At 73.0% G+C, this 13240-nt stretch carries 12 protein-coding genes and 1 riboswitch; of the genes, 3 read left to right on the top strand and 9 right to left on the bottom strand.

Annotation, left to right across the window (positions count from 1 at the left end):
* Positions 1-25: 25 nt before the first annotated feature.
* Both H9641_RS03930 and H9641_RS03935 read right to left on the bottom strand, forming a co-directional pair.
* A complete protein-coding gene (locus H9641_RS03930) occupies positions 26-1012 on the bottom strand; it encodes a malate dehydrogenase (protein ID WP_191801263.1) in 987 nt (328 codons plus the stop codon).
* 225 nt (positions 1013-1237) lie between these two features.
* Positions 1238-2455, bottom strand: a complete 1218-nt coding sequence (locus tag H9641_RS03935; RefSeq protein WP_191801265.1) for an NADP-dependent isocitrate dehydrogenase — start codon at positions 2453-2455, stop codon at positions 1238-1240.
* Between the two features lie 392 nt (positions 2456-2847).
* Here H9641_RS03935 and H9641_RS03940 point away from each other — a divergent pair, with 392 nt between their 5' ends.
* The gene (locus H9641_RS03940; protein WP_225219964.1) at positions 2848-3897 is read left to right on the top strand and encodes an aquaporin; all 1050 of its coding nucleotides are present in this window, start codon (positions 2848-2850) and stop codon (positions 3895-3897) included.
* A 64-nt stretch (positions 3898-3961) separates the two neighbouring features.
* On the opposite strand, the gene H9641_RS20595 is transcribed toward H9641_RS03940, so the two are convergent.
* Entirely contained in the window at positions 3962-4444 is a 483-nt protein-coding gene (locus H9641_RS20595) for a DUF3017 domain-containing protein (RefSeq protein WP_318244369.1), read from the bottom strand.
* Between the two features lie 51 nt (positions 4445-4495).
* Here H9641_RS20595 and H9641_RS03950 point away from each other — a divergent pair, with 51 nt between their 5' ends.
* The gene (locus H9641_RS03950) at positions 4496-5905 is read left to right on the top strand and encodes an NAD(P)/FAD-dependent oxidoreductase (protein ID WP_318244370.1); all 1410 of its coding nucleotides are present in this window, start codon (positions 4496-4498) and stop codon (positions 5903-5905) included.
* A 204-nt stretch (positions 5906-6109) separates the two neighbouring features.
* On the opposite strand, the gene purH is transcribed toward H9641_RS03950, so the two are convergent.
* The 5 genes from purH to purN form a co-directional block, all read right to left on the bottom strand.
* On the bottom strand, positions 6110-7771 hold the full coding sequence (gene purH / locus H9641_RS03955; RefSeq protein ID WP_191801268.1) for a bifunctional phosphoribosylaminoimidazolecarboxamide formyltransferase/IMP cyclohydrolase: 1662 nt from the start codon (positions 7769-7771) through the stop codon (positions 6110-6112).
* A 48-nt stretch (positions 7772-7819) separates the two neighbouring features.
* Positions 7820-7907, bottom strand: a riboswitch (ZMP/ZTP riboswitch).
* Positions 7908-8174: 267 nt separating this feature from the next.
* On the bottom strand, positions 8175-8663 hold the full coding sequence (locus tag H9641_RS03960) for an SRPBCC family protein (RefSeq protein WP_191801270.1): 489 nt from the start codon (positions 8661-8663) through the stop codon (positions 8175-8177).
* Positions 8660-9040, bottom strand: coding sequence for an ArsR/SmtB family transcription factor (locus tag H9641_RS03965; RefSeq protein WP_191801272.1), 381 nt, complete (start codon positions 9038-9040; stop codon positions 8660-8662). The genes H9641_RS03960 and H9641_RS03965 overlap by 4 nt, the downstream gene beginning before the upstream one ends.
* 194 nt (positions 9041-9234) lie before the next feature.
* Complete coding sequence (locus H9641_RS03970) at positions 9235-10227, bottom strand: hypothetical protein (protein WP_191801274.1); 993 nt, start codon at positions 10225-10227, stop codon at positions 9235-9237.
* Positions 10228-10373: 146 nt separating this feature from the next.
* Entirely contained in the window at positions 10374-11015 is a 642-nt protein-coding gene (gene purN / locus H9641_RS03975; RefSeq protein ID WP_191801276.1) for a phosphoribosylglycinamide formyltransferase, read from the bottom strand.
* A 162-nt stretch (positions 11016-11177) separates the two neighbouring features.
* Between purN and H9641_RS03980 the strand changes: the two genes are divergently transcribed.
* Positions 11178-11762: a hypothetical protein gene (locus H9641_RS03980; protein ID WP_191801278.1), complete on the top strand. Its 585-nt coding sequence runs from the start codon at positions 11178-11180 to the stop codon at positions 11760-11762.
* Positions 11763-11799: 37 nt separating this feature from the next.
* Here H9641_RS03980 and H9641_RS03985 read toward each other — a convergent pair whose 3' ends face one another.
* Positions 11800-13083 carry a cell division protein PerM gene (locus H9641_RS03985; protein ID WP_191801280.1) on the bottom strand — a complete coding sequence of 428 codons (1284 nt, stop codon included), beginning with the start codon at positions 13081-13083 and terminating at the stop codon, positions 11800-11802.
* Positions 13084-13240: the final 157 nt, after the last annotated feature.

A 13240-nucleotide genomic window follows, 5' to 3' on the forward strand; every position in this document is an offset into this window, starting at 1 on the left:
CCCCCCCCCCCCCGACCCTCGTGGCTCAGACGAGGCCGAGGCCCCGCACGGCGTCGCGCTCCTCGACGAGCTCGGCGACCGAGGCGTCGATGCGTCCGCGCGAGAAGTCCGAGATCTCGAGCCCCTGGACGATCTCCCACGTCCCGCCGCGCGAGACCACGGGGAACGAGGCCATGAGGCCCTCGGGGACGCCGTACGACCCGTCGGACACGATGCCCGCGCTCGTCCAGTCGCCCTCGGGCGTGCCGTTGACCCAGTCGAAGACGTGGTCGATCGCGGCGTTCGCCGCCGAGGCGGCGGACGACGCACCCCGTGCGTCGATGATCGCCGCACCACGCTTGGCGACGGTCGGGATGAACTCGCCCGTGAGCCAGGCCGAGTCGGCTGCGAGCTCGGCGCCCGGACGGCCCGCGACGTCGGCGTGGAAGATGTCCGGGTACTGCGTGGCCGAGTGGTTGCCCCAGATGCTGACCTTGCGGACCTCGGCGACGGGCACGCCCGCGCGCTTGGCGACCTGCGTCAGCGCACGGTTGTGGTCGAGGCGCGTCATGGCCGTGAAGCGGTCCTTGGGCACGTCGGGCGCGTTCGACGCCGCGATGAGCGCGTTGGTGTTCGCCGGGTTGCCCACGACCAGCACGCGGATGTCGTCGGCCGCACCGGCGTTGATCGCCTCGCCCTGGGGCTTGAAGATGCCGCCGTTGGCCTCGAGGAGGTCACCGCGCTCCATGCCCGGTCCACGGGGGCGCGCACCCACGAGCAGGCCGACGTTGGCCCCCTCGAACCCGGCCCGCGGGTCGTCGAAGATGTCGATCCCGGCGAGCAGCGGGAAGGCGCAGTCGTCGAGCTCCATCGCGGTGCCTTCTGCGGCCTTCACCCCCTGCGGGATCTCGAGGAGTCGCAGGCGGACGGGCACGTCCGGTCCGAGGAGCTGGCCTGCGGCGATGCGGAACAGCAGGGCGTAACCGATCTGACCGGCGGCTCCGGTCACGGTCACGTTCACGGGAGTTGTCATGCCCACACTCTGTCACAACGCCCGGGCGCTCCCCAGGGGTACCCGCACCCCCGGCGGACGGGGCGTCGGTCACACCCGCGCACACCCTCGGCAGACGGCGGGCGCGCCCCGCCCGGGCGCCGTGCCCGCCACGGTGCGCGGAGTCGTGGCGGGTCTCCGCAGACGCCCGACGGCGCCGCTCACCGGACGAGGTGAGCGGCGCCGTCGGGCGTGCGGGGACGAGGATCAGGCCAGGCGTGCGGCCAGGTTCTCGTCGAGCGCCGCGAGGAAGTCCTCGGTCGTCAGCCACTCCTGGTCCGGGCCGACCAGGAGCGCGAGGTCCTTGGTCATCTTGCCGGACTCGACGGTCTTGATGACGACGTCCTCGAGCGTCTCGGCGAACGCCGTGACCTCGGGGGTGCCGTCGATCTTGCCGCGGTGCATGAGGCCACGGGTCCAGGCGAAGATCGACGCGATCGGGTTGGTCGACGTCGGCTTGCCCTGCTGGTGCTGGCGGTAGTGACGCGTCACGGTGCCGTGCGCGGCCTCGGCCTCGACGGTCTTGCCGTCCGGGGTCATGAGGACCGACGTCATGAGGCCGAGCGAGCCGAAGCCCTGCGCGACGGTGTCGGACTGGACGTCGCCGTCGTAGTTCTTGCAGGCCCAGACGTAGCCGCCCTCCCACTTCATGGCCGAGGCGACCATGTCGTCGATGAGGCGGTGCTCGTAGGTGAGGCCTGCGGCCTCGAACTGGTCCTTGAACTCGGCGTCGAAGACCTCCTGGAACAGGTCCTTGAACTGGCCGTCGTAGGCCTTGAGGATCGTGTTCTTGGTCGACAGGTACACCGGGTAGTTCCGCTGCAGGCCGTACGCGAACGAGGCGCGCGCGAAGTCCTTGATGGACTCGTTGAAGTTGTACATGCCCATGGCCACGCCACCGTCGTCGCCGTAGGTGACGACCGTCTGCTTGATCTCCTCGGAGCCGTCGGCAGGCGTGTAGGTGAGCGTCAGGGTGCCGGCGCCGGGGACCTTGAAGTTGGTCGCCTTGTACTGGTCGCCGTGCGCGTGACGGCCGATGATGATCGGCTTGTTCCAGCCCGGCACCAGGCGCGGGATGTTCGAGATGATGATGGGCTCGCGGAAGACGACGCCACCGAGGATGTTGCGGATGGTCCCGTTCGGGGAGACCCACATCTTCTTCAGGCCGAACTCCTCGACGCGTGCCTCGTCGGGGGTGATGGTCGCGCACTTGACGCCCACGTTGTACTGCTTGATCGCGTTCGCGGCGTCGATCGTCACCTGGTCGTCGGTGGCGTCGCGGTTCTCGATCGACAGGTCGTAGTACTTGAGGTCGATGTCGAGGTAGGGGTAGATGAGGCGGTCCTTGATGAACTGCCAGATGATGCGCGTCATCTCGTCACCGTCGAGCTCGACGACCGGGTTGACGACCTTGATCTTGCCCATAGCGGGGGTAACTCCAACTCTGCGAGGGGAACCGGCGGTCGCCCGCCGGCCTCCGGCGAGTGCCGGAACCGCGCGCGAACCGATGATGCTGACCGCCGCCCAGGGTACTCGACTTCTCGACGTCAAGATACTTTCCCCCGGCCGCGAGGGGGCGCACGCGGACTCGGGGTCACCCTCTGCGCGCTGCCCGACGGCGGTCCGCCCTGGCGCGCCCGCGCCCCGCCCTCTGGCGCGCTCGAGTTCAGCAGGTGAGACTGGTCACGTTCTCATCAGCGAACTCCCAGAGATCGGTGGCAGGATGCCACCGAGATGCCGGTTCTGCACCGACGTCGGCTGTTCATCCGGAAGGTCCGGCCTTCCCGGACTCCCCACGCACACGAGACAGGAACATCATGTCCCAGGACACTTCAGCACCCGACGCAGTGGTCGTCGAAGAGGCGACGGTCGTCGTCGGGCCCAGCCTGCTCGCCCGGCTCGGCGCCGAAGCCTTCGGTACGTTCTTCCTCGTCCTCTCGATCCTCGGGGTCGCGCTCTACGGCCGCTTCACGGGCGCCGGGCTGGTCCTGCCGGTCGCGCTGGCCGCCGGCATCGCGCTCCTCGCGGCGATCGCAGCCGTGGGCCACGTGTCGGGCGGGCACTTCAACCCGGCGGTGACGCTCGGCGCCGCGATCGGTGGGCGCACCGCATGGCGCGACGTCCTGCCCTACTGGCTCGCCCAGGTCGTCGGCGGCATCATCGCCTCGCTCATCCTCTTCGCGACGCTCCCCAGCGCAGCGCTGCCGATCCTCCAGCAGAACCAGGTGATCGCCGACGCGACCAAGCAGGCCTTCATCTCCGGCACGGCCAACGGGTTCGCCGAGCACTCTCCCCTCGCAGCCAGCACTGGCGGCGCGTTCTCGTTCGAGTGGTTCTCGGCGTTCCTGATCGAGGTCGTCGCCACCGCCATCTTCGTCGGGGTGATCCTCGGCGTCACGGACAAGCGCTCCAACTCCAAGCTCGCACCGACCGCGATCGGCCTGTCGTTCGCCGCGCTGCTCCTCATCGCCGCCCCGTTCACCAACGGTTCGCTCAACCCCGCGCGCTCGATCGCCGCAGCGATCTTCTCCGACTCGTGGGCCCTGAGCCAGCTCTGGCTCTTCATCGTCGCCCCGCTCGTCGGCGCGGCCATCGCGGCCCTGTTCTACCGCGCTTTCGCCTTCGCCCCGGTCCAGGACGACCTCTTGGCCGAGGACGAGGTCTTCGTGGTCGAGGAGGAGACCGACCTGCCCGGCGCCCCCGCCGCGACCGCCGCCGTGGTCGCCGAGGAGGCGGCATCGCCCGCCGCCGAGGTTCCCGGCGCAGTGGAGACCGTCGAGGTCACCGAGGTCGAGATCACCGAGGTCGCCGAGACCGAGGCCGGCAAGCCCTCGCCGGACGAGGACGGCACGGCCCCCAAGGCCTGATCCGCACCTCCACCGCACGACGAGGCCCGGGCCGCGGCTGCGGACCGGGCCTCGTCGTCTCGTCTCAGATGTTAGGGACGGTCACCGCGAGGGCACCCATCACGGTGGCCGTCGCGAGGTACATGATCACGTCGGTCCAGCGGGTGCGGACCGTCAGTCCCACGGGTCCGGGACCGGGCAGGAACGCGCGGACCCCCGCCCCGACGACCAGGATCCCGACGATGACGAAGACCCCCGCCCGGGCGCCGGCCAACAGGGTCACCGCGACCGCGAGCAGGACGCCCGCGAACACGAGCCACATCGCCAGGTTGCTCTGGGGCGCCGGCACGACGACCACGGTCGCCTGCTCGGCGGGCTGCACTCCCCCCGCCCCGTTCCCGGCGCTCACCCGGGGGATGCCCGCGAGCGGCCCGACAGGAAGCGGTCGGTCCTCGTCCGACGCCTCGGGCGCACCGTCGAGACGGTGCCACGCAGGGGCGGCGGCCGGCCGATGCTGCGTCGAGGGGTCGTTGTGCGGTCCGCGCCCACGCGCGGTGACGTCGCTCACGCTGCCCACCAGTTCACGGTTCCGAGCCTACCGCCGACTACGGTGGTGAACGTGCCCTCACCAGTCACCACCGATGTCCTGCCGCACGCGCGGCGCCCCGCGGCCGGGTCCGTCGTCGTCGTGGGAGCGGGCCTCGCCGGCGCGCAGACCGTCGCCGCACTGCGCGCGCACGGTTTCACGGGGCGCGTGACGCTCCTCGGCGCCGAAGGAGTCCCACCCTACGACCGTCCCCCCTTGTCCAAGGAGCTCGTGTCACGGCCCGAGCCCGCCTGGCTGACCGGGGAGATCGGGGTCGACGTCAGCACGCTGGCCGACGAGCTGCTGCTCGACGACCCGGCCGTCGACCTCGAGCCCGGCACCGACGAGGTCACGGTCACGACGCGGTCGGGGCGGCGCGTCACGGCCGACGTCGCGGTCCTCGCCCTGGGCTCCGAGCCCGTGCGCCCGCCCGGCTGGGAGGCCGCGCTCACGCTGCACACGGCCGACGACGCCGCGCGCCTGCGCGGACGGCTCACGCCCGGCACGCGCCTGGTCTCGATCGGCGCGGGCTGGATCGGCGCGGAGGTCGCCGGGGTCGCCGCGAAGGCAGGCTGCGAGGTCACCGTGCTCGAGGCCGCGCAGACCCCGCTCGAGCGTCAGCTCGGCGCCGAGGTCGGCGCCCACCTGGTCCGCTGGTACGCCGACGCCGGCGCGCGCCTCCTCACCGGCGCGCAGGTCACCGAGGTGGGCGCGAGGTCCGTGGTGCTGGCCGACGGGTCGCGGATCGAGGGCGACCTCGTGCTCGCGGCCGTGGGCGCACGCCCCGCGACCGCGTGGCTCAAGGGCACGCTCCCGCTCGACCCGCGCGGCTCGATCCGGGTCAACAGCGCGGGGCGGGTGGCTCCCCCGACCGTCGCGTCGCCGTCGGGCACCTCGGGGCACCTGCCCCTCAAGGCGCTGCGGCGCCTGTACGCGGTGGGCGACTGCGCGACGCGCGACAACGCGGTGTTCGGCCCCGTGCCCGGCGGGCACTGGTCCGCCGCGCTGCACGACCCCGAGCCGACCGTCCGCGCCCTCCTGGGCGTCGACGAGATGCCCGCCGAGCCGCAGCCCGTCCGCGAGCTGCTCGGGCTCGCCCCGGTCCCCCAGCACGCGCCGTACGTCTTCTCGCAGCAGCTCGGGCACGACATCGCGCTGTTCGGTACGCCCTCGCCCTTCCACGAGGTCGTCTACCGCGGCGACCCGACCGGCGGCGCGTCGGGCCACGAGGGCTGGATCGCGCTGTACCTCGAGACCGTCGCGGGCGCGCACCGCACCAACACCGAGGGGCACCGGCTCGCGACCGTGCGGGCGGTCCTCGTGGTCGACGCACCGCGCGAGGTGGGCCAGGTGCGCAAGCTCATGAACCGCGACGTGGCGCTGCACGTCGACGTCGAGGTCGCGACGGACCCGTCGCGCAGGCTGCGCGACGCGGTCGTCTGAAGGAGGCGGGGGCTCGCCCCGGCCTCGGCCGCTCGGCCGCTTGACCGCTCGGCGCTCGGCCGATCGGCCGATCGGCCGATCGGCCGCCGAGCATGCGGTTGTCGTCCGGGTCCGGGTCGACCCGGACGAGAACCGCATGCTCGGCCCGCAGGAACCGCATGCTCGGCGCGCCCCTCCCCTGAACGGGGCGCCGAGCCGGACGGGTCAGTGCGCGAAGTGGCGCGTGCCCGTCAGGTAGAGCGTGACGCCGGCAGCCTGTGCGGCTGCGATGACCTCGTCGTCGCGGACCGAGCCACCGGGCTGGACCACGGCCTTGACGCCGGCGTCGAGCAGGACCTGCAGGCCGTCCGCGAACGGGAAGAACGCGTCGGACGCGGCCACCGAGCCGCGCGCACGCTCCTCGCCCTCGGCGCCCAGGGTGTTGGCACGCTCGACCGACAGGCGGCACGAGTCGACGCGGTTGACCTGGCCCATGCCGATACCGACCGCTGCCCCGCCCTTGGCGAGCAGGATCGCGTTCGACTTCGCGGCACGCACGGCACGCCATGCGAACTCGAGGTCTGCGAGCGTCTCGGCGTCCGCAGCCTCGCCCGTCGCGAGCGTCCACGACTGGGGGCTGTCTCCACCGTTCTCCGACGCGGCGTCGATGCGGTCGACCTGCTGCATGAGCAGACCACCCGAGATGGGGCGGATCTCGACGCCTGCGCTCGGGGCGCCGTCGACCTGGAGCAGGCGGACGTTCTTCTTGCGCGAGAGGATCTCGAGCGCCTCGGGCTCGTAGCCCGGCGCCACGACGACCTCGGTGAAGACCCCCGCGATCTGCTCTGCGGCGGCCGCGCTCACCACGGTGTTGGTCGCGATGACCCCGCCGTAGGCCGAGACCGGGTCGGTCGCGTGGGCCTTGGCGTGGGCGTCGGCCACGTCGGTGCCGACCGCGACGCCGCACGGGTTGGCGTGCTTGATGATCGCGACCGTCGGGGCGTCGCCGTGGTCGTGCGCGGCGCGCCACGCGGCGTCGGCGTCGACGTAGTTGTTGTAGCTCATCGCCTTGCCGTGGAGCTGGGTCGCCTGCGCGAGGCCCGAGGCACCGTGGCCGTTGGTGTAGAGCGCGGCACGCTGGTGCGGGTTCTCGCCGTAGCGCAGCACGTCGGAACGGTCCCAGGTGGCGCCGACCCAGGCGGGGAAACCGGTGGAGACCGGACCGGCCTCGGCAGTGTCCACGACGTCGGTGGGCGCGACCACGCTGCTCATCCAGGACGCCACCGCGACGTCGTAGGTCGCGGTGTGCACGAACGCCTGCGCCGCGAGGAGCTTGCGCTGCGCGTACGTGAAGCCGCCCGCCTGGACGGCGGCGATCACGTCGCCGTAGGCGGCCGGGTCGACGACGACGGCCACGCTCGGGTGGTTCTTCGCCGCGGCGCGGACCATCGAGGGGCCGCCGATGTCGATCTGCTCGATCACGGCGTCCGGACCGGCACCCGAAGCGACCGTGTCGGCGAAGGGGTACAGGTTGACGACGACGAGCTCGAACGGTGCGATCTCGAGCTGGGCGAGCTGCTCGAGGTGGTCCTGCTTGCGGGTGTCCGCGAGGATCCCCGCGTGCACGCGCGGGTGCAGGGTCTTGACGCGCCCCTCGAGGCACTCGGGGAAGCCCGTGAGCTCCTCGACCTTGGTCACGGGGATGCCCGCGGCTGCGACCGTGGACGCGGTCGAGCCGGTCGAGACGAGCTCGACGCCCGCGGCGTGCAGGGCCGTGGCCAGCTCGACCAGGCCGGTCTTGTCGTAGACGCTCAGCAGAGCGCGACGCACGGGACGCTGGGCGTCGTCGGCGATCTGGGTCTCGGGAGACGTGGGGGCTGCGGACATCGGAGTACTCCTGTGGGTCGTCAGCGGGTCGCGGGAAGATACCGGTCACCCAGGCGCCCAGGCGGACGACGCACCAACAGGTCGATCGGACGCTCCCCGGTGGTCGTTCCCACCCTCGCCAGTCGCGGCCGCCTCCGATCTTACCGTGCCCTCTTGGCGGCGGGCTGGGGGTCGGGGCTGGGTGGGGGGCGGGGCTGGGTGGGTCGCGCGGGCGGCGTCGGCGGGCGCTCGGGTAGGGCCGGGTGGGGTGGCGGTGTCCGCCTGCCCGACGGCGCCACGCACCTGTGGCGACCGGGGCCCGCCACGTCCTCCGCGAGATGCGGCTTGTGGGGGTCAGGACGCGTGTTCGACCCCCACGAGCCGCATCTCGACGGAGGCCCCCGGTCGCCGCGACCACCAGGTGTCAGGCGACGGCGTCCGAGGCCAGGAGCTCGTCCAGGCGCTCGTAGCCCTCGCTCATGCCGTCCGCCATGCCCGAGCCGACCATGGCGTCGCGAGCCTCGACCGACTGGTGGACCGAGCGGGTGGTGATCCTGGTCCCGCCGCCGGGAAGGTCCTCGAACGAGACGGTGTCGAGGCTCACGTGACCGGGCGCGCCCGCGAACTCGAACGTCTGGACTGCGCGCTCGTCCGGCACGACCGAGTGGAACGCGCCGAAGAACCCGTACTCCTCGCCGCCTGCGCGATGGGTGTAGGCCCACGAGCCGCCCGTCCGGGCGTCCCAGTGGTCGAGGACCATCTCGTAGCGGCGGGGGCCGAGCCACTGCGTGACGAGCGTGGGGTCGGTGAAGGCCCGGAACACGAGAGGGCGCGGCGCGTCGACGTCGCGGACGATCTCGATGAAGGGCGTCCCCGGAGGGGCGGTGACGGTCGTGGGGTGCGTGCTGCTCATGACTGCTCCTTCGATGGGTCCGACGACGTCGCCTGGAGCCGCCCGAGGAGGGCGTCGAGCCGGCGGTACTGCCGCTCCGCGGTGAGCCGGTACTCGTCGATCCACGCCGTGAGCCGTTCGAGTGCGGCGGGGTCGAGGTGGCAGGGTCGTCGTTGGCCGTCCCGGGTGCGGGTGATGAGACCCGCGGCCTCGAGGACCTGGATGTGCCGGGACACGGCCTGCTTCGTGATGGGGAAGGGTGCGGCGAGCTCGTTGACAGTGGCCGGCCCCCGGGACAGCGTGGCGACGATGCTCCGGCGGACCGGGTCGGCCAGTGCGAGGAACGCACGGTCGAGGGCTGCGTCGGTGTCGTCGTGGGAACCGTCCGGGAGAGTCATGTCGGCCTGCTCGTCGTGATCAACAGTTACATTGATCAACGTACTCGTTGATAACGTGGCGCGTCAAGGGTCCGCGTCCCCCGGCATGCGAGACGGGTCTTCCCGGCCGAGACCGGTCCCCGGACCGTGGTGCACGCGCCCTTCTCGAACCGACGACCCCGTCTCGAGCAGCTGATGGCCGCCCGGTGCCCCCGTCAGAACCGGTCGACCCGGACCCGGACCACACCGTCCGCGTCAGCGCATGCCGCGCGGTGCAGCAGCATCGGCAGCGCCTCGTCGACCGTTCCCGGGACGGCGAACCCGCCGACCGCGCCGGCGAGGTGTCGCTCGATCCTCGGCAGGCTGTCCTCGTCGATCCGCACCGAGCGCACCGCACCGTCCGCCGTGAGGTAGACAAGATCGCGCTGCGGGTCGTCGTCCTCATCGAGGATCCCCCTCAGCACAGCCGCGACGTCGGCGGACACGTCCGGCCAGACCTCCACCACGGCTCGCGGGCGGAACACAGGCCGGGGACCACCCGCGACGACCCGGTGCCAACGGTCCCAACCAGCGTGTTCCTGGAGGAGCGCACCACCGCGCTCGTCGACCAGGGCGTCGACGGCCGCCCAGAACACCTCGTCGACCGGAGGCACGTCGGCCATCTCTCCCATCGCGCCCGCCGACGTCGGGTCGTACGGGGACTGCTCGACCAGGACCGGGAACAGGCCCGACGCCGCGACTGCCTCGACTGCAGGCAGGCACGACTCCGACGCCCCGATGTACAGGTAGAGGTCGTAACCCGTGTGCACGAACATGCGCCCCTCGGCCTCGAAGCGGCACCACAGCGTCGGCTCCTCGGGCGCGGGGGGATCGAAGCTCTCGGCACGGAGCGCCTCGCGCACCAGGAGCCTGGCCCCGTCGACGTCCACGGTCGCGCCGTCGTAGCAGCCCTCCAGGCGCGGCCCGAAGAGCCGGGCCAGGACGCTCCCCGGGTCGAGGTCCGAGTCGTCGTGCCGGAGCTCGATGTCGCGCAGCGTCAGCCGCTCGACCCCGAGCTCGCGCGCGAAGGTCGAGATCGCGTCGAGGTAGGCCGCCTCGATCGAGCCGTCCGCGTCCGGCCGCTCCGCCCAGTCGACGCTCCCGTCAGGGTTGACGGTCCGCGTCGCGGGGTCCCACTTGGTGACCTGGTAGGCGAACGAGAGCTGCACGGACGGCCTCCTGACGAGTCGCGCGGCACGGAGTCGTGCCGCCCGCCCGATCCTGCCCGACGGCGCGCCCTGCGCACCCCACCTTTTCGCCGCCCCCGCGCAGCATCACCCTCTCGACGCTCGACCTACCGCCGCCCCGCGCTGGCTCAGCCCAGCAGCGCCCGGCGACCCTCGACCCGCAGGCCCTCGCGCGCGGCGCGACCGACCGTCTCGACCAGCAGCGCCCGCTCGGCGACCTTGATCCGCTCGTGCAGGGTCGACTCGTCGTCGGAGTCCTCGACCGTCACCGTCGCCTGCGCGATGATCGGCCCCGTGTCCACGCCGTTGTCGACCACGTGGACCGTGCAGCCCGTGACCTTGACGCCGTACGCGAGCGCGTCGCGCACGCCGTGCGCGCCGGGGAACGAGGGCAGCAGCGCCGGGTGCGTGTTGATCGTCCGGCCCGCGAACCGGTCCACGAACGCCGGGCTCAGGATGCGCATGAAGCCCGCGAGGACCACCAGGTCCGGCGAGAAGACCGCCACGGCCTCCGCGACGCCGTCGTTCCATGCGTCGCGGTCCGCGAAGTCACCCGGCGCGACGACGACCGAGGCGACCCCTGCGTCGCGCGCCAGGTCGAGCGCACCCGCGCCCGGCTTGTCCGTGACGACACCCACGACCCGCGCCCCGTAGGCGGGGTCCTCGTGCGCCGCGAGCAGCGCCGCGAGGTTGCTCCCAGCCCCTGAGACCAGGACGACGACGCGCGCCGCGCTCGTCGTGTCGATGGGCTGACCGGAAGGTGTGCGCACGGTGCTCCTCAAGGGCGTCTGCGGTGGGGGGAGAATGCGGGAGAATAGCCAGGCACCACCCTAGTCCGCGCCGGAGAGGCGCCGGTCTGCTCCGCGTCCTCCGGGCCCGGGACGAGCACCGACCCGCTCCCGTGCCATCCGCGAAGCACCGAGGAGCTGCCCATGGGCAACCCGTACGCGCCCCCACGTCCCGGCGCCCAGAAGCCGACCGACGAGGCGCGACAGCCCGGCCCTCCCCCGGTGCAAGGACCTCCCGGCGCGCCTCAGGGCCCGCAGCAGGGCCCGCCTCCCGGTCACGGCCGCACCGGCGGTCCGGCGGGCCCCGGCGGCCCCGGCAAGCCCGACCCGCTCGCGCAGGTCGACCCCGAGCAGCTGCGCGCCACGACGCGCCAGGTCCTGCACTTCGGGCTGCTCATGCTCGTCACGCTCGTCACGAGCTCGCTGGCCTTCCCCTGGCGGGTCGCGAGCCTGTTCTTCGCGGTCGTGACCATCGTGTTCGGCGTCCGCGCGCTGCGCGCGGTCTGGCGTGCCCGGCTCGGCGGGGCGCTGCTGCCCGCGGTCGCCGTGGGACTGGGCCTGACGGTGACCATGTCGCTGTCGATGATCGGCGGCCTCGCGATGTGGGACATCGAGATGGACAACCAGGCCTGCCTCGACGGCGCGATCACCGTCGCGGCGCAGCAGGAGTGCGCGGTCCAGTACGAGCAGGCGCGCGAGCAGTGGACCAAGGACCAGCTGGGCCGCTAGTCAGCAACCGGTAGCTGCCCCGACGCCCGGGGCGATCTCAGTCGCCCGGGCGCGCTCCGTCGTCGGGCTCCTCGTCGTGGCGGTGCCGCACCCGCTCGGTCACGGCCGCCTTGCCCCAGACCAGGGCGAGCGCCGCTCCCCCGGCGATCTCCGCCGCGACGAGCCCGCCCGCGAGCAGGGGCGGCGCGCCCACGTGCGCCATGCGCCCGGGCCCGACGGCGCCCCCCGCCGCGACCTGCAGCGTCACCACGAGGAGTCCCGAGGCCAGGGCCACGCCCAGGACCGCGAGCCCGAGGTCGGTCCAGCGGGCGTCGAGACCTCCGCATCGGCGCCACACGAACGCACCGGCGACCAGCCCCGTGGCGACCACGAGCACCGGGGAGAACGAGGCGAGGACCGTCGTCCACTCGGCCCCCGGCAGCGCGCCCAGGAGCGGGACCGCAGGTAGCGCCCCGGGCTCGGAGGCCGCGGTCGTGAAGCTGCTCCCGTCCCCGACCACGAACCCCGGACCGGCGATCCACGAGCTCACCCAGAGCACCAGGTTGGGCACGACCATGACCTGGGCCACCGCGAGGATCAGGCCACCGACCGCGCCGGGGGCCAGGCCGGTGATGATGTCGGCCGCGGTCGCGCGCCCGGCCACGACCCACACGCCCAGCACGACGCTCGAGAGCCCCACGAGCAGCGCGACGCCCAGCAGTCCCGCGCGGGCGCCCAGCCGGACCACCGGCGGGACGTAGGGGTCCAGGACCGCGGTCAGCTCGCCGACCCGGGGCGCGTCGGGGCGCGCGAGGATCCCGGCACCCAGACCGAGGGCGGCGACGACCGCGCCGCCCAGCGGGGCGAACAGGACGTCCCAGCCCGGCGCCGCGCCGGACAGCAGCGCGATGACCAGGGTCATGAGCGCGTACACGCCCACGCCCACGGCCCACGCGGACCAGGCGGTGTGCGCCGAGCGGCGCGCCGAGGCGTAGCACGTGAAGAGCGCCAGGGCCGTGAGCCCGAGCGGGACGAGGGTGACCGACGTGCCCGCAGCAGCCAGCGGGACGCCGTGCGCGAGCAGCCACAGGCCGGCCGCGACCGACACCGACTGCCCCCAGCCCGTGCCGTCGTCGGCCGGCCCTGCCGAGGACGCGAGGAAGGCCGCGACGGCCGGCAGGATCACGACGGCGAGCGAGAGCGCGAGCGCCTGGAGCGCTGCGACGAGACCGGAGACCCAGCGCCGAGGGGCCTCGAGCGGGCGCCGTGGACCCCCGACGGGTTCCTCGAGCGTGCGGGGCGTCCCGCGCCGGGCTGCGGCGGACTGGGTCGGCGTGGTCATGGTCTCCATCGTCGTCGATCGGGTGGGCGTCGTGGGGCACGTCGTGCGGCGCGCCCGCGACCCGCCCAGGAGCGGGGTCCCCAGGGTACGCCGACGGCGCCCGGCCACGAGGGGCCGGACGCCGACGGATGATGCTCAGGTGCTGCTCAGGCGTGCG

This window comes from Oerskovia merdavium (assembly GCF_014836755.1).
In the GTDB taxonomy this organism is placed as follows: Bacteria; Actinomycetota; Actinomycetes; order Actinomycetales; family Cellulomonadaceae; genus Oerskovia; species Oerskovia merdavium.